The 15,956-nt window shown below is 72.6% G+C and carries 14 protein-coding genes; 7 read left to right on the top strand and 7 right to left on the bottom strand.

Annotated features, from left to right (window positions below):
• Positions 1-90 precede the first annotated feature (90 nt).
• Complete coding sequence (locus tag QIS96_RS10565; RefSeq protein WP_282542348.1) at positions 91-1,167, bottom strand: mechanosensitive ion channel family protein; 1,077 nt, start codon at positions 1,165-1,167, stop codon at positions 91-93.
• 341 nt (positions 1,168-1,508) lie between these two features.
• On the opposite strand from QIS96_RS10565, the gene QIS96_RS10560 reads away from it, so the two are divergent.
• Positions 1,509-2,045 (top strand): HNH endonuclease, encoded by a 537-nt coding sequence (locus QIS96_RS10560; RefSeq protein WP_282542215.1) that lies wholly within the window; start codon positions 1,509-1,511, stop codon positions 2,043-2,045.
• A 258-nt stretch (positions 2,046-2,303) separates the two neighbouring features.
• Here QIS96_RS10560 and QIS96_RS10555 read toward each other — a convergent pair whose 3' ends face one another.
• On the bottom strand, positions 2,304-5,288 hold the full coding sequence (locus tag QIS96_RS10555) for a beta-N-acetylglucosaminidase domain-containing protein (RefSeq protein ID WP_282542214.1): 2,985 nt from the start codon (positions 5,286-5,288) through the stop codon (positions 2,304-2,306).
• 725 nt (positions 5,289-6,013) lie between these two features.
• Between QIS96_RS10555 and QIS96_RS10550 the strand changes: the two genes are divergently transcribed.
• The 6 genes from QIS96_RS10550 to QIS96_RS10525 all read left to right on the top strand — a co-directional run bounded on the left by QIS96_RS10550 (position 6,014) and on the right by QIS96_RS10525 (position 11,307).
• Positions 6,014-6,274, top strand: a complete 261-nt coding sequence (locus QIS96_RS10550) for a hypothetical protein (protein WP_282542213.1) — start codon at positions 6,014-6,016, stop codon at positions 6,272-6,274.
• 80 nt (positions 6,275-6,354) lie between these two features.
• The gene (locus QIS96_RS10545; RefSeq protein ID WP_282542212.1) at positions 6,355-6,594 is read left to right on the top strand and encodes a hypothetical protein; all 240 of its coding nucleotides are present in this window, start codon (positions 6,355-6,357) and stop codon (positions 6,592-6,594) included.
• Positions 6,595-6,793: 199 nt separating this feature from the next.
• Positions 6,794-7,741 (top strand): DMT family transporter, encoded by a 948-nt coding sequence (locus QIS96_RS10540; RefSeq protein WP_282542211.1) that lies wholly within the window; start codon positions 6,794-6,796, stop codon positions 7,739-7,741.
• 41 nt (positions 7,742-7,782) lie between these two features.
• On the top strand, positions 7,783-8,703 hold the full coding sequence (locus QIS96_RS10535; protein WP_282542210.1) for a LysR family transcriptional regulator: 921 nt from the start codon (positions 7,783-7,785) through the stop codon (positions 8,701-8,703).
• 176 nt (positions 8,704-8,879) lie between these two features.
• On the top strand, positions 8,880-9,977 hold the full coding sequence (locus tag QIS96_RS10530) for a selina-4(15),7(11)-diene synthase (RefSeq protein WP_282542209.1): 1,098 nt from the start codon (positions 8,880-8,882) through the stop codon (positions 9,975-9,977).
• Positions 9,970-11,307 (top strand): cytochrome P450, encoded by a 1,338-nt coding sequence (locus QIS96_RS10525; protein ID WP_282542208.1) that lies wholly within the window; start codon positions 9,970-9,972, stop codon positions 11,305-11,307. Before QIS96_RS10530 ends, QIS96_RS10525 begins: the two co-directional genes overlap by 8 nt.
• Positions 11,308-11,381: 74 nt before the next feature.
• On the opposite strand, the gene QIS96_RS10520 is transcribed toward QIS96_RS10525, so the two are convergent.
• Genes QIS96_RS10520 through QIS96_RS10500 form a run of 5 tightly spaced genes read right to left on the bottom strand, consistent with a single transcriptional unit; the run spans position 11,382 to position 15,831 of the window.
• Positions 11,382-12,791 (bottom strand): cytochrome P450, encoded by a 1,410-nt coding sequence (locus tag QIS96_RS10520; RefSeq protein WP_282542207.1) that lies wholly within the window; start codon positions 12,789-12,791, stop codon positions 11,382-11,384.
• Entirely contained in the window at positions 12,788-13,423 is a 636-nt protein-coding gene (locus tag QIS96_RS10515; RefSeq protein WP_282542206.1) for a GTP-binding protein, read from the bottom strand. Before QIS96_RS10515 ends, QIS96_RS10520 begins: the two co-directional genes overlap by 4 nt.
• Positions 13,404-13,766 (bottom strand): DUF742 domain-containing protein, encoded by a 363-nt coding sequence (locus tag QIS96_RS10510; RefSeq protein WP_282542205.1) that lies wholly within the window; start codon positions 13,764-13,766, stop codon positions 13,404-13,406. Before QIS96_RS10510 ends, QIS96_RS10515 begins: the two co-directional genes overlap by 20 nt.
• The gene (locus QIS96_RS10505; RefSeq protein ID WP_282542347.1) at positions 13,763-14,149 is read right to left on the bottom strand and encodes a roadblock/LC7 domain-containing protein; all 387 of its coding nucleotides are present in this window, start codon (positions 14,147-14,149) and stop codon (positions 13,763-13,765) included. Before QIS96_RS10505 ends, QIS96_RS10510 begins: the two co-directional genes overlap by 4 nt.
• A gap of 35 nt (positions 14,150-14,184) precedes the next feature.
• Entirely contained in the window at positions 14,185-15,831 is a 1,647-nt protein-coding gene (locus tag QIS96_RS10500; RefSeq protein ID WP_282542204.1) for a sensor histidine kinase, read from the bottom strand.
• Between the last annotated feature and the right edge of the window lie 125 nt (positions 15,832-15,956).

The following is a 15,956-nucleotide window of genomic DNA, read 5'->3' as shown; positions in this document are numbered from 1 at the left end:
AGGTCTTTCGGGAAGGGGCGGGGAGGGGGCGAAGCAGTCCCTCCGGGGATTGACGAGCGGGGCGCCGGGGCGGAGGCTCGGTTTGCGGGGCTACTTGCTCAGGCTCGGCGGGGCGATCGGGGATGCCGCGATGGACTGCGGGGACGTGGCCGAGGAGTATGCCGACGGGGCCGCGACCGCCGGGGCCGGGTTGCCGTCCTCGTCCTCCTCCGCGGCGAGCACCATGCGGCCCACGATGCGGATGCCGGCGGCGTCGAAGGCCTCCTTGATCCGCCAGCGCAGCTCCCGCTCCACGCCGAGCGCCTTGCCCGGCATCGTCTTGGCGCTGATCTTGATGATCATCTGGTCCAGGTAGACCGCGTCGAGGCCGAGCACCTCGACCGGGCCCCAGAGCCGCTCGTTCCACGGCTCCGCCTTGCTCATCTCGGCGCCCACCTCGGCGAGCACCTCGCGCACCTTCGTCAGGTTCTCGTCCGAGCGCACCGTGACGTCCACGCCGGCCGTGGCCCAGCCCTGCGAGAGGTTGCCGATGCGCTTCACCTCGCCGTTGCGCACGTACCAGATCTCGCCGTTGTCGCCGCGCAGCTTGGTGACGCGCAGGCCCACCTCTATGACCTCGCCGGAGGCGACGCCCGCGTCGATCGAGTCACCGACGCCGTACTGGTCCTCCAGAATCATGAAGACGCCGGAGAGGAAGTCCGTGACGAGGTTGCGGGCGCCGAAGCCGAGCGCCACACCGGCCACACCGGCGCTGGCGAGCAGCGGCGCCAGGTTGATCTCGAAGATGCCGAGGATCATCAGGGCGGCCGTGCCCAGGATCAGGAACGAGGCCACCGAGCGGAGCACCGAGCCGATCGCCTCGGAGCGCTGCCTGCGCCGCTCCGCGTTGACGAGCAGACCGCCGAGCGCGGTGCCGTCGACGGCCTGGGCGCCGCGGTTCATCCGCTCTATGAGCTTGGTGATCGTGCGCCGGATCACCGTGCGGAGGACCGTGGCGATCACGATGATCAGCACCACCCGCAGCCCGATGCCGAGCCACGCGGACCAGTTCTCCTCGATCCAGCCCGCGGCGTTCGTCGCCGACCGCTGGGCCTCGTCGAGCTGGTTCACGGGGTCCTTCGCGGACCCGGCGGCCGGCAACGTCGACAACGTCGACACGGCGGACAGAAACACGGCGGGCACCTCCGGGTGTAGCGGTCTGCCCACAAAAGGGAGAGGAGCGGGCAGACCCACCACACTAACGGGGCATCCTGTGTGGATCGTTGTGATGTTCGAAGGAGAGACGGTGCTCACTCTGAGGAGGGCCGTTCACCGTCGGCTCGCCGTCGACTTCCAGCCGACTCCTGGCCGAGTCCCGGCCGACCCGCCCCCGGCCGGGCCCCGATGTGGTCGAAAACACTGCAAGCCCGTTACCGGCGCATGGTGGCGCTACGACCAGGCATGAGGGGAAACTGAGTACAGATCGTCCCGGCGCGAGCCACGCGCCGCCGGCGTACAAGGAGGCATCCGTGCCGCATGTCCTGGTCCTCAACGCGTCGTACGAGCCGCTCGGCGTCGTACCGCTCCGCCGCGCGCTCGTCCTCGTCCTCGAGAACAAAGCTCAGTGCCTCGAGGAGTCCGGCGCCTTCATGCACAGCGCTACCCGCACCATCCCCGCACCCAGCGTGGTCCGGCTGAAGCGCTTCGTGCGGGTCCCCTACCGGGGACCCGTTCCGCTGACCCGGCGAGCCCTCTTCGCCCGTGACGGGGGCCGCTGCATGTACTGCGGTGGCGTCGCAACCAGCGTCGACCACGTCATCCCCAAGAGCCGGGGAGGTCAGCACGCCTGGGAGAACGTGGTGGCGTCATGCCGCCGCTGCAACCACGTGAAGGCCGACCGTCATCTGTTGGAGCTGGGCTGGCGGCTGCGTCACAAACCCGCCCCGCCGACCGGGCTCGCCTGGCGCATCATCGGCACGGGGCATAGGGACCCGCGCTGGCTGCCGTACCTGCAGCCGTTCGGCGCGGACGACGCGATGGCCCGGATCGACGGCATCTCTGCCTGAATGATCCGGACTTTTTGTTTCCCCTCCCCGCCCCTTCCCGAAAGACTGCCGTCGGCACGGGGGCCAGCCCCCGGACCCCCTCCCCCAAGCTCTCGGCTTCGCTCGAGCAGGGGGGACCCCCATCTCAAACGCCGGAGGGGCTGATTTTTCAGCCCCTCCGGCGATTGAGGAGGCCTGTCCGGCAGGCCACGCGGCGGCAGCCGCATATCGGACACAGCCGGGAAGGGGCGGGGAGGGGAAAGCACGCCCCCGCCGGGGTCAGTCGCGGACCGCGTACGCCTGCACGTCCCACAGGGAGTAGCCGAACCGCGTGCCCCGCTTCTCGCCCTCGATGCGGACGAAGCGGACGTCGGGCTCGTCCATGTGGACCGTCTCGCGGCCGCCGCGCCCGTCGCGGACCTCGGCCGCCGTACGCCACTCCTCGCCGTCCTCCGAGACCCGCACGCGGTACGCCGAGGCGTACGCGTCCTGCCAGCGCAGCGCGACCTTGCCGAGGCGCACCGGGCGTTCGAACTCGGCCTGCCACCACGCGTCGTCCTCGGCCGGCGAGGACCAGCGGGTCTCCGGGTCGCCGTCGGCCGCGGCCCGCGCCGGGAAGTCCCGGGTCTCGTCGCCCGACGAGGACGCCTTCGCGCCGCGCACCAGGTCGGGCCCGCCGGTGCGCGGATGCGCGCGGACGGTCAGGATCCGGGTCTCGCCGCCGTACGAGACGGGCACCGCGTAGCTGCCCGCCGGGGTGCCCGCGGGCACGGTGATCTCGACGGGCACCGTGACGTCCGTGCCGCGCGGCACCTTCGCCTCGCGCGGCACCCGCACCTCGACGCCCCTCGGCGCCCGCGCCGTGAGCCGCGCCTGCACGTCGGCCGGGCGGCGGGCGGTGAGTTCGGCGGTGACGCGCTGCGCCGGGCCGCCGATCTCCGCGTCGGCCTCGCTGCGGCTCAGCTCGAACGCGGCTTCCGCGCCGTCGGCGAACCAGGGCACGACGTGCCGCGCGGCCGACGTCACCCGCACCGCGTCCGCCTTCAGGCCCTTCGCGGCGGTCTCCGTCCAGCCCTCGTCGGTGAGCCGGCCGAGGGTGCGCCAGCCCTCGCCGGGCACATGCGCCTGCACCGTGCCGCGCGCGCCGGGCTCCGTCACCGCCGTCACCGCCTCGATGGGGCGCGGGCGCGGCAGCCGCACGGTGTACGAGGTGTCGTCCTCGGAGACCTCGCCGCGCTCCTCGGCCGTGCCCGTCCAGCGCTCCGACTCGCTCGCGGCCTTGTCGAGGAACGGCCCGAGCACGCCCTTGCCGACGGTGGCACGGCCCGCCCGCACGTCCTCGCGGGCCGCGTCGAGGTCCCTGCGGTGCTGCCAGGCCCGCGCGCCGTCGCTGCGCACCTGGGCGAGCAGCATGTCGACGGCGGCCTCGCCCGCGGCGCCGTACCGCCCCAACTGCTCGGCCCACGGCCCGACTTCGGCGCCGAGATCGGTGTCCCGCAGCCGCTGCGGGGTCTCACGCAGCACCGTGAACGCGTCCCTGAGGCGCTGCCCCGCGGCCTCGGTGCGCCGCCGGTCGCCGCCGGCGCGCTCCCGCCAGAAGGCGTCCATCAGGGGCCGCAGGTACGCCGACTCGTCCGCGCCGAGCACCGACGAGGCCGTGTTGCCCGCGAGGGCCCGTACCGCCGCGCGGCGTTTCGCGTCGCCGCCCGCGGACTCGGCGGCGTCGGCGACGGCGGCGCGCCAGGACTCCTGCGGGCGGTACGCCTTCGGGTTCCAGGCGAAGTCGGCGGCCGTGAACAGCGGGATGCGGGAGGCGACCGGCTGCTCCATGGCGTTGGCGAGCAGCGCCGCCGAACCGGTGGCGACGCCCGGCTCGCGGCCCATGTAGGGGCCGAGGAAGATACGGTCCTGCGCGTAGTCGTTGACCGGGTAGTTGTCCATCGTGACCAGCGGATGCCCGAACGCCTCGCGCGCACCGGCCAGTTCACGCCCGGTGATGGTCTTCGGCACGACGCCGACGCCGGTCCACGCCACCTGCACCTGGTCGTCCAGCTTCCCGGCGAGCGCCTCGCGGTACTCGGTCGCGCCGTCCTGGAAGTACTCGGTGGGCATCAGGGTCAGCGGCGCCGCGCGCTCGTGCCGCTTCCGCAGATGCGCGGCGAGCGCCCCCGCCACCTTTGCCTGCGCGGTCGCGGCCGCCTCGGGCCCGGAGCCGTACGTCTCGGCGTCCGCGTCGCAGTGCCACTCGCTGTACGAGACGTCCTGGAACTGGAGTTGGAAGGCGCGCACGCCGAGCGCCCACATCGAGTCGACCTTGCGCAGCAGCGCCTTCAGGTCGTCCTCCGACGACAGGCACATGGCCTGGCCGGGGGAGACCGCCCAGGTCAGCGTCACGTGATTGCGCTCAGCCCGCTCGGCGAGCGCGCGGAAGTCGGCGCGCTGCCCGGCGGGGTAGGGCTCACGCCAGCGCGCCTGGCGGTACGGGTCGTCGCCGGGGGCGTAGACGTACCGGTTGAGCTTGGTCCGGCCCATGAAGTCCAGCTGTTCCAGACGCTGTTCACGGGTCCAGGGCGTGCCGTAGAAGCTCTCGGCGAGGCCGCGCACGCCGGTGCCGGGCCAGTCGCGGACGCGTACGCCGGGGACGGTGCTTGTCCTGGTGCTGGTGCTGGTGCTGGTGCTTGTGCCGGTCTTGGTCTCGGCTTCGCGGATCAGCTGGCGCAGGGTCTGCACGCCGTGGAACAGGCCGTCCTCGCCTACGCCTTCGAGGGCGACGGTGGGCCGGCCCGCGACCTCGCCGACCGCGAGGCGGTACCCGCCCTGCGGCAGGTCGGCGCGGTCCGCGGAGCGCAGGGCGCGCAGTGCGACGGCCGCGCCGGAGCGTCCGCCCCCGCCGGCCTCGCCCGCGCGCACGACGAACGCGCCCGCGGGCAGCTTCGCGCCGGCGTCGACCTCGGTGACGCGGCGGGCGCCGGCGTCCCGCAGGAGGGTGCGCAGCACGTCCACGGCGTACCGGTCGGCGCGCTCGTCCGTGACGACGTACACCTGCTCGCCGATGCGCACCGGGGGGCCGCCCACCCGGGCCTGCTGCGGGCGCGGCCACACCTGGGGCAGGGCGCCGTCGCTCTCGCGGTCGGTGGTGGGGGTGTCGGGTTCGGTGACGGCCTGCTGCGGCGTCGCCGCGAGGGCGCCGGGTGCGCCGCCGATGAGTCCGCCGATCACCGCGGCCGCGATGGCTGCCGCCCGCTTCCTGCGCCGCACCTGCACGGCTGTTCCCGCCCTTCTTCTGCACAACTCGCACACACAGCGTCGGACGTCAGCTTAGGACGCTGCTGCGCGGGGAGTTCCTCCCCTCCCCGCCCCTTCCCGAAAGTCCTGCCGGACAGCCCCGAGAGCTGCGCCCCCAGCCCCCCACTCCGGGGCTGCGCCCCAGGCCCCCGCTTCGGGGCTGCGCCCCAGGCCCCCGGTCGCTCTTCGGCTGCCGCGCCGTCGTGGTTGCTCGCGCAGTTCCCCGCGCCCCTATCGGGGCCCCAGCCGCCTTTCGGCTGCCGCGCCCACGCGGCGGAGCCGTCAATGTCATCGCCCCGCGCCCCTGAATGCGGGGCTTCGCCCCGATCTTGGTCGTCGTTCGGCTGCCCGCGCCGTCGTGGTTGCTCGCGCAGTTCCCCGCGCCCCTATCGGGGCCCGCATCGCCGCCCGAATTCAGCCCCTCCGGCGTTTGAGGAGCGGGGGCCCGGGGGCTGGCCCCCGTGGTGGGGTCTGGGGCGGCAGCCCCGAGGCGGGGGTCCGGGGGCTGGCCCCCGGAACCGACGGCAGTCTTTCGGGGAGGGGTGGGGTGGGGAGAAAAATGGGCTGTACCGGTCGCCGCGCGGCGCATAATCGTCGGTAGAACCCCCGTCCAAGGCGTGATGTGCGTCACGAAGGCCGAATGCGAACGCCTCCTCTGGGTAGGGAAGCCCATCCGACCCTGCTGTCCAGTGAAGGAGCCCCTCGTGGCCGCTCAGCTTCTGCTCGACGCCCTCTCCAAACGTTCGGAGCTGCGCGACCTGCCGGACATCTCGCTGGTGTCCGACCCCGACTCCGGGTTGCTCGGCTCCTGCGCCTGCTGCGTCGAACCGCCCCTGACGAGCGAGCCGCCGCTCGCCGACGCCGCCCCCCTCACCAGCGAACCCCCGCTCGCCGACGCCGCCCCCCTCACGAGCGAGTCCACGGCCATCGAGACGTCCGCGGGCGCGGACCCCTCCCTGTACTGAACCGTGCTGAACCGCCGCCCCCGGGCCCGTACGGGCACCCCGGGCGCGCGGCCCGTTCGGGCACCCGCTAGTTTGGCACCGTGGACAAGAAGAACGCCCTGCGCGCCGGCGCCGTAGCAGCCGGTACGACGCTGATGATGCTGCTCATGTCGTCCCCCGCGCTCGCGCTGACCCGCGACGACGGCGACGACCCCGGTCCCGGCCTGAACGTGATGGAGACTCTCGGCCTGTATGTCGTGGCGCCGATCGTCCTCTTCCTCGTCATCGCCGGCCTGGTGATGGTCGGAGACAAGTCCCGCAAGGGCCAGAAGCAGGGCTGACGCCCGCACTCTTCACGAGGGCGCGTCCCACCGGATCGGTGGGGCGCGCCCTCGTCGTATGCCCAGCCCCCTTCGTTGTTCAGTTTTGCTGAACGGATACGTCGAAAGTTTTCGATGGACCTAAGTAAGCGGGTGTGCGACGGTAGCTCCGTCACGTCGCAGAGCCGCCCGTGTGGGCAGAGGGGCAAGGGGTATCGGAATGGCAGTTCTGGAGCGGGTCCAGGGCCGGGTAGACGCGCAGGCGGCCGAGCCGGGCGGAGCGGGCGGGGCCCGCAGGGCCGCGGTGCTCGGCCTGCTGTTCGCCGGACTCGCGACGGTGGTGTGGTCCGGCAGCTTCGTCACCGCGCGGGCGCTCGCCGACTCCGTACCGCCGATCCAGCACGCCTTCTGGCGCTGGATCGTCGCGCTCGTCGCCGTCGCACCGTTCGCCGCGCGCGCGGCCTGGCGGCAGCGGGCCCTGCTGCGCGAGCACATCCGCTTCCTGCTGCTCGCGTCGCTGCTCGGCGTGACCGTCTACAACACCCTCGTGAACCAGGCCGGGATCTCCACCACCGCCGGGAACATGGGCATGATCATGGCCGCGTCGCCGGTCGTCATGGCGCTCTACGAACGCCTCGGCGGCGTCCGGCTCGGCGCCCGCAGGGTCGTCGGCATGCTCATCGCCTGCGCCGGGGTGCTGCTGCTCGTCAGCAAGGGCTCGCTCGCCATGGACTTCACCACGGGCGACCTGTGGATGCTGGCGGCCGCCCTCTCCTTCGCCTCGTACAGCGCGCTGCTCCGCCGCAAGCCCGCGGAGATCGAGGGGCTCGCGTTCCTGTTCACGACGTTCGTGCTCGGCGCGCTGATGCTGTCGCCGGTGTACGTCGCGAGCCTTGTGGTCCAGGGCGGCTTCGAGGCGACGCCTGCGACGGTCTCGCCGCTGCTCTACGTCGGTGTGCTCTCCTCGGCCCTCGCGTTCTTCGCCTGGAACAAGGCGATCTCGCTGATCGGGGCCGCCCGCGCCGGGGTCGTCTACTACCTGCAGCCGGTGTGTGTGGCGCTGCTCTCCTTCCTCGTGCTCGGCGAGCCGACCGGGCCGATGCAACTGTTGTGCATGACGCTGATCCTCGGCGGCGTGGTGCTCGGCGCGGCCCGCGCGTCCAAGTGAGCGCGGCGCCGGGCGCGGCAGGCCCGGATAGGTTGCCGGGTATGACCGAGTGGGACATCAAGAAGCTGCAGATCCTGCGCACCCTCAGCGAGCGCGGCACCGTCACGGCCACCGCGCAGGCGCTGCTCATGACCCCCTCGGCGGTCTCGCAGCAACTCTCCAACCTCGCCAAGCAGTTGGGCGTGCCGCTCCTGGAGGCGCACGGCCGCCGGGTCCGCCTGACCGACGCCGCCCACCTCGTCCTGCGGCACGCCGAGGCCGTCTTCGCGCAACTGGAGCGGGCCGACGCCGAGTTGGCCGGGTACGCGCGCGGCGAGGCCGGCGAGGTGCGGGTCGGCGCGTTCTCCACGGCAGTGCCCGCGCTCGTCGTCCCGGCCGTACGGCAGCTGCGCGCCGCGGCCCCCGGCATCGAGGTGCGGGTACGGGAGGCGGAGGCGGCCGAGGCGTACGAGCTGCTCGCCGGGGGAGAGGTCGACCTCGCGCTGTCCCTCGCCGCGCACGCGCCGACCCCGCGCGACCCCAAGTTCACGCGGGTGCCGCTGCTCGCCGACCCGCTGGACGTGGCCCTGCCGGTCGGGCATCCGCTGGCGGGCCGGGCCCGGCTGCGGCTTGCCGAACTCTCCGAGGAAGCCTGGATCTTCGGCGGCAGCGGGCCCTGGTCGGAGATCACGCTCGCGGCCTGCGAGGCGGCCGGCTTCGTACCGGAGCAGGCGCACAGCGCGGCCGGCTGGACGGCGATCATGGCGATGGTCGAGGCGGGCATGGGCGTCGCCCTCGTCCCGCGGATGGCGGCGGTGCGCAGGGCCGGGGTCGCGATGTGCACCCTGGGCCCCGACCAGCCGCGCCGCCATGTGGTGGCCGCGCTGCGCAGGGGGGCGGAGGAGGGCCCGGCGCTCGCGCGCGTGGTGGAGGCGCTGCGCGAGACGGCGAACGCGCTCGGACGCGACTCAAACCTCAGCTGAGGAGACGTCAATCACGGTTGGTACGGGCTTACTTCGGGTAGCGCGGGCCGTACGCAAGTCACTCGCTCACTTCTTCACAACTTGATCATATTCCGCTTTCGAACAGTGGATACGATGCGAGCCGCCTTGATCAACATGGGGTGTGGGTCATGCCCCGAGAAGAGAGTGAGTGCTCAGTGGGGTCCGACCTGGCTGTTCCGCCCATCTATTCGCCGTTCAGCGAAGCGATACACCCGCTGTACCGGGACATAGACCAACAGACCGCGCTCTGGGCCGAGAAGTTCCGAATCGGCTCCGACGAACTCCGCGGCCGGCTCGTCCGGCATGACATCGGCGGGTTCTCGGCGCGCATCCTGCCCGAGGGCCGCGAGGAGGTCGTCTCGCTCCTCGCCGACTTCGTCCTGTGGCTGTTCGGCGTCGACGACGGGCACTGCGAGGAGGGCGAACTCGGCCGCAAGCCCGGCGAGTTGTCCGGCTACCTCTCCCGGCTGCTGCGCATCGCGCAGAACCCCGAGACCCCGATGCTGCTCGACGACCCGCTCGCCGACGGCCTGCGCGACCTGCGCCGCCGCGTCGACCGCTACGGCACCGCGGGACAGGCCGCCCGCTGGGTGGACGCGCTGCGCGAGTACTTCTTCTCCGTCGTCTGGGAGGCCTCGCACCGCACCGCCGGCACCGTCCCCGACCTGAACGACTACACCCTGATGCGGCTCTACGACGGCGCCACCTCGGTCGTCCTGCCGCTCCTGGAGATGGGGCACGGCTACGAACTGCAGCCCCACGAGCGGGACAACACCCGCGTACGGGCCGCCGCCGAGCTGGCCTCGTTCATCATCACCTGGGACAACGACATCTTCTCGTACCACAAGGAAGCGGGCGGGAAGGACGAGTTCTGGCTGAACGCGCTGCGGGTCCTCGAACTGGAGCAGGGGCTCACGCCCGAGGGCGCCCTCGACCTCGCGATCTCCCAGCGGGACCGGGCCACCAACCTCTTCCTGGTCCTCTGCGACCAGCTGCGCGCCGACGCCAGCCCGCAGCTGCGGCAGTACCTGGCCGGGCTCGCCAGCTTCATCCGCGGCGCGCAGGACTGGGGCATCACCTCGGTCCGCTACACCACCCCGCACGACCCGGCCAGCTTCCCGGATGCGTTCCGGAAGACGCCGGTCGACGCGAGCCTGCTGCCGCTGGGGATCCCCGCGGTGGACTGGTGGTGGCAGCTGGTGCCCGGCGACGCAGCCGATACGGCATCGGCGAAGGAGACCCTCGGTGTCTGAGTTCCGGTCCGTCCCGCGGGCGCGCGGCGCGCTGCCCGTTCTCGGCCACGCCCTCAAGCTGTGGCGCGACCCCCTCGGCTTCCTCAAGTCGCTGCGCGCACAAGGGGAGTTGGTGCGCGTCGACCTCGGCACCATGCCGATGTACGTGGCCACCTCGGCACGGTTGATCAACGAGGTCACCGTCAAGAAGGCCCGCAGCTTCGAGAAGGGCCGGCTCTACGACCGCGTACGCCCCCTGGTCGGCAACGGCCTCGCGACGGCGAGCGGCGAGGTCCACCGCAGCCACCGCCGGCTGATGCAGCCGATGTTCCACAAGGAGCGGATCTCCGGCTACGCCGAGGTGATGAGCGGCCGGGCCATGGCGCTCGCCGAGTCCTGGACCGACGGCCAGGAGCTCGCCGTCGAGCAGGTGATGGGCGAGTACGCCATCGAGACCCTCGCGGCCACCATGTTCTCCACGGACATCGGCCGGCCCGCCGTGGAGTCCGTACGCCGGAACCTTCCGGTGATCCTCAAGAACATGCTGATCCGCGCGGCATCGCCCAAGCTCTTCGACCGGCTGCCGATCCGGCCCAACCGTGACTTCGACGCCGCGTCCGCGAGCATGCGCAAGGTCATCGACGAGGTCGTCGCCGGACAGCGCCGCTCTGGCGACACCGACCAGGCGGATCTGCTCTCCGTGCTGCTCGCCGCGCGGGACGCCGACACCGGCGAGGCGCTCACCGACGAGGAGGTCAGGGACGAACTGGTCACGATCCTCTTCGCCGGCACGGAGACCACGGCCTCGGCGCTCTCCTGGACCTTCCACGAGCTGGCCCGCCACCCCGACGTGGAGAAGCAGCTCGTCGCGGAGATCGACGAGGTGGTCGGCGACCGCCAGGTCACCATCGAGGACATTCCGCGACTGCCCGGCATCCGACGGGTCCTCGACGAGGTCATCCGCCTCTACGGCGTGACCCTGCTGATGCGCCGGACCACCGAGGAGGTGGAACTCGGCGGCGTCCCGGTCCCGCCGGGCACCGAGATCGCCTTCAGCCTGTACGCGATGCACCGGGACCCCGAGCTGTACGCGAACCCCGACGCATTCGACCCCGACCGGTGGCTGCCCGAGCGGCGGTCGGAGATCGGCCGTGAGGAGTTCGTCCCGTTCGGCTCGGGCAACCGCAAGTGCATCGGCGACGTCTTCGCCTGGACCGAGGCGACCATCGTCCTGGCGACGGTCCTGCGCCGCTGGCAGCTGAGGCCGCTTCCCGGCCACACGCCCAAGGAGTCGGCGTCGGCGATGACGCACCCCGATCACGTACCGATGAAGGTCGTGGCGCGGCCCTGACTCGGGGGAACGTACGCATGTGGGGGCGGCGCCCGGTGAAGGGTGCCGCCCCCACGTAGTGGTGCGGGGGTGGGTCAGCCGCCGAGGATCCGGGACCACCAGGAGCGGTTGGCGGCCGGGGCGCCGGACGTCGTGCCCTCGGCCCGGCCCTCCGGTGAGACGGCGGGCAGCGGGACCGACTTGGGGACGGCCGTGACGGTGACGGTGCCGGTGGTCTCACTGCGTCGCGGCGTGAAGGCCACGGGCATCGACACCATCTGCTGCGACATCATGGACGCCTTGCGCGGGACCTGGTCGGCGGGCACCGCGAGTTCGATGTCGGGCAGCCGCGTGAGCAGCGTGTCGATACCGGTCTCGGCGATGGCGCGCCCGATGTCCTGACCGGGGCACTCGTGCGGCCCGCCGCTGAAGGCCAGATGGGAGCGGTTGCCGCGGACCGGCTTCGCCAGGTCGGGGCGGACCTCCGGGTCCGCGTTGCCCGCCGCGAGGCCGAGCAGGACCGCGTCGCCCTCCTTGATCTGCTGCCCGCCGAGCTCGGTGTCGCCGGTGGCCCAGCGGCCGAGTACGGCGGTCATCGGCGGCTCGTCCCACAGCACCTGGTCGAGCGCGTCGGGCAGGGTCATGTGACCGCCCGAGAGGCTCGCACGGAACCGCTGGTCGGTGAGGACCGAGCGGAGCGTGCTGGCGATCAGGTTGGCCGTGGTCTCGAAGGCCGCCACAAGCACCAGACGGACGTGCTCGACGATCTCGTCGTCGCTGAGGTTCGACTGGTGCTCGAGCAGCCAGGACGTCAGGTCCCGGCCCGGCGTCTCGCGCTTGCGGTCGAGGAGCTGACGCAGCGAGTCGAGGATGTACTCGTTGCTCTCGACCGCCGTCCCGGTGCCCTGGAGCATGTCCCGGGCGGCCTCCACGATCCGGGGGCCGAACTCCTCGGGCATGCCGACGAGTTGGGTCATCACCAGCATCGGCAGCTGCTCGGCGAAGTCGGTGGCCAGGTCGGCCCGGCCGCGCTCCGCGAAGCGGTCGATCAGCTGGTGGGAGAAGCGCGTGACGTAGCGGCGCACGCCCCGCCGGTCGAGGCGTTCCAGGGACTCGGTCACCGCGCCGCGCAGCCGCTGGTGCTCCGCGCCGTCGGTGAAGATGCAGCTGGGCTGCCAGAGTGTGATGGGGGCGAGCGGGTGGTCGGCGGTCAACCGGCCCTCGCGCATGGCGCTCCAGCGACGCGAGTCGCGGGAGAAGCGCGACGGGGTGCGGGCGACGTCGAGGTTCTCGCGGTGCCCGAGGACCAGCCAGGCCTTCAGGTCGCCGGGCAGCAACACCGGGGCCACGGGGCCGTGTTCGGTGCGCAGCGTCTCGTACAGTGCGCGCGGGTCGGCCTCCGCCTCCTCTCCGTACAGGCGTCGCAGGCCCTCGGCGTCCAGGCCGTGCGCCGGGCAGCCGGGCGGCGGGGCGGCGCCGTCGGAGGGGATGGGGGACGTGCTCACGATGCCTCCGTCGTCACAGCGAGGGTCTGCAGGTACCGCATCAGCGCCATCAGCACGTCGCGGCTCGACGTGCGCAGGCGGGCGTCGCACTCCACGATCGGCACGTCGGCGGGCAGGTCAAGCGCGCCGCGCAGCTCGTCGAGCGGGTAACTCGGCGCGTCCGGGAAGGAGTTGACCGCGACGACGAACGGCACGGAGCGCTCCTCCAGGCGGCCGATCACGTCGAAGCTGACTTCGAGGCGGCGGGTGTCGACCAGGACGACCGCGCCGAGCGCGCCCTCGAACAGGCCGCGCCACAGGAACCAGAACCGCTCCTGGCCCGGGGTGCCGAACAGGTACAGGACCAGCTCGTCGTTGATGCTGATGCGGCCGAAGTCCATGGCGACCGTGGTCGTGGACTTGCGTTCCACGCCGGCCGTGTCGTCGACGCCGACGCCGGCCTGCGTCATCGTCTCCTCGGTGGTCAGCGGCCTGATCTCGCTGACCGAGCCGACCAGGGTGGTCTTGCCGACGCCGAAGCCGCCGACGATGACGACCTTGACGGCGGCGGTCGCCGACTCGGGCAGCGCGTCCTCGCTCCGCGGCCCGGCTGTTTCGACCGAGCCGGGGCTCTCAGAGCTTCTGAAGTCCATCGATCACTGCCTCAATCAACGCGATGTCGGGGAGTTTGGCGGGCGGTACGGGCGGTCGGGAGAACACCCGGTTGTCGGCGATGAGATCGCTGAGCAGCACCGTGACGACGCTGACCGGCAGGCTCAGGTGCGCGGAGATCTCCGCCACGGACAGCGGCCGTTGGCAGATGCGGACGATCGCCGCCTGCTCGGGCTGCATCCCGGGCCGCGGCCCTGACCTGGCCACGATCAGGGTGACCAGGTCGAGCGTCGTCTTCGCGGACGAACCGCTGCGGCCACCGGTGATCACGTAGAGCCGTTCGGGGCCGCCGCCCCCGTCCCAGTGCGGTTCGTCCGAGTTCACCTCGCGGCCACGTCCTGGCGCGGCGGGGTGCTCAGGTGCTCGCCGATGCGCAGGACCAGGTCCCGCATGCGCTGGCCCATCAGGCCGGCGTCCACGCCCTCGTCGGCGAGCACAGCGAGGAACGCGCCCTGCCCGGCCGCCATCAGGTAGAAGAACCCGCCGTCCATCTCGATCACGACGAGCCGCATCCGGCCCTCGCTGTACGGGAGTTCGGCCGCGACCGCGCCGGCCAGGCTCTGCAGTCCCGCGCAGGCGGCGGCGAGCCGGTCGGCGGAGTCGGTGTCGGCGCCGTACTGGGCCATGCGCAGTCCGTCGGCGGAGAGGACCACGACCTGCCGGGTCTGCGGGACGCCTTCGGCGAGGTCCTTGAGCATCCAGTCCATGTTGGCGGCCTGGCCCGAGTGTCCCTGCTGCTGAATCACTGCTCGTTCCCCTTGCTAGCCGACGCCGAAGGGGCGTCTGGTTCGTGATCGGCCCGGGGGCCGTTGCCGGTCGCCGCGGGGGCGGCGCCGCTGGTCTCGCCGGACAGGCCGCTCTGGAAGGCGGCCAGCCACATGCCCGGCTGGACCCCGTCCGAGGCCTCCTCGGCGGCGGGGCGCTCCGGTTCGGGGGCCGGGGCGGCGGGGGCCTTGCGACGCCGCTGCGGCAGGCCGTTCGCGGTGCGTTCGGTGACCACGGGCACGTCGTCGTCCACCGGGTTGATGGGCCCTGTCACCGGGCGCTCCGTTCGGGGTGCGGTGGGCGGCTGTGCGGGCGCGGCGGGCGCGGCGGGGGCGGCAGCGGCGGCCGGCTCGAAGGCAGCGGCGGCGGGCGCGGCCGGGGTCGACTCGGCGCGCGGGCCCGGGACCTGCGCCGCCGGCTGCGGCGCCGGCGACTCGGCCCGCTGCGCGGGCACGGACGGGGTGGTGCGTGGCCCGGAGGAGGCGCCGATGCCGTGCGCGAGGCCGGTCGGCTGCGCGGCCGTGGTGATCAGCTCCTGCGGCACGATCAGCACCGCGCGGACACCGCCGTACGCGGACGGCCGCAGCGACACCTGGAAGCCGTACGCCTGCGAGAGCCGGCCGACCACGGCGAGGCCGAGGCGGGGGCTCTCGCCCAGGTCGTTGACGTCGATGCCCTGCTGGGCCTGCTTCAGCATGCGCTCGGCGCGGCCGCGGGCCTCCTCGCTCATCGAGACGCCGCCGTCCTCGATCTCCACGGCGATGCCCGACTGCACGTCGACGGCGGTGAGATGGACCTTGGTCTGCGGCGGCGAGTAGCGGGTGGCGTTGTCGAGGAGCTCGGCGAGCGCGTGGATCAGCGGCTCGACGGCGGTGCCGACGACGGCGATGTCGGAGACGGAGTGCAGTTCGACGCGCTGGTAGTCGATGATCCGCGACATGGCGCCGCGCATCACGGAGTACAGCGGCACGGCCCGCGACCACTGGCGGCCGGGGCGGGCGCCGCCGAGCACGGCGATGGAGTCGGCGAGGCGGCCGATCAGGGCGGTGCCGTGGTCGATCCGGAGGAGGTCGCCGAAGACGTCCGGGGCGTGGCCGTGCCGGTCCTCCATCTCCCGGAGTTCCTGGGCCTGTTGGTGGACGATCGCCTGCACGCGGCGGGCGATGTTCACGAAGGCGCGCTGCGCCGAGTCGCGCAGGTCCTCCTCGGCGGTCACCGCGTCGATGACGGAGCGCAGCACCTCCAGGTGCGCCTCCGGGGCGTGCAGCGAGGCGAGCACGTCCTCGGCGAAGTCACCGCGCCGCAGCCGGGCCACGACCTCGGGCAGCAGGGTGTCGGCGAGGTGCAGGGTCTCCGCCTCCTGCCGGCGCAGGGCGGCCTGCCAGGCGGCGGACTCGTCGCTCAGGGCGGCGATGCGCCGGCCGCGGCGGGCGGCCTCGCCGCAGGCGATCGCCACGACGACGGTGGCGACGGGGCCCGCGATGAGGACCGGGAGCAGCGCGGTCGAAGGGACCACGAGGGCGGTGATCGTGGTGGCGATCGCGAGTGCCAGCGGGGGCAGCAGCCACAGCGGGACGGGAGACTTGGAACTTCGTGGGGATGCCCCCGCGCGAACCCTCTGCACTGCGTTACTCCCGTACGTACGCGAAGATCATCAGACGGGTCGGTAGCGTAGCGCCTTCGAGTGAATTCGCATGACCAGGGGTCAAGTCATCGGCCATCTCAGCGTGTCGGGGGACGGAGAGGGTG

It is taken from the genome of Streptomyces cavernicola, from assembly GCF_029968035.1.
Classification (GTDB): Bacteria; Actinomycetota; Actinomycetes; order Streptomycetales; family Streptomycetaceae; genus Streptomyces; species Streptomyces cavernicola.
Note: the sequence above shows the minus strand (reverse complement) of the source record. Positions and strands in the feature narration are given on the sequence as shown.

Excerpts from the sequence above, each read along its gene's own strand:
- QIS96_RS10540 (WP_282542211.1), top strand. The coding sequence starts at position 6,794 with ATGGCAGTTCTGGAGCGGGTCCAGGGCCGGGTAGACGCGCAGGCGGCC.
- QIS96_RS10535 (WP_282542210.1), top strand. The coding sequence starts at position 7,783 with ATGACCGAGTGGGACATCAAGAAGCTGCAGATCCTGCGCACCCTCAGC.
- QIS96_RS10515 (WP_282542206.1), bottom strand. The coding sequence starts at position 13,423 with ATGGACTTCAGAAGCTCTGAGAGCCCCGGCTCGGTCGAAACAGCCGGG.
- QIS96_RS10505 (WP_282542347.1), bottom strand. The coding sequence starts at position 14,149 with ATGGACTGGATGCTCAAGGACCTCGCCGAAGGCGTCCCGCAGACCCGG.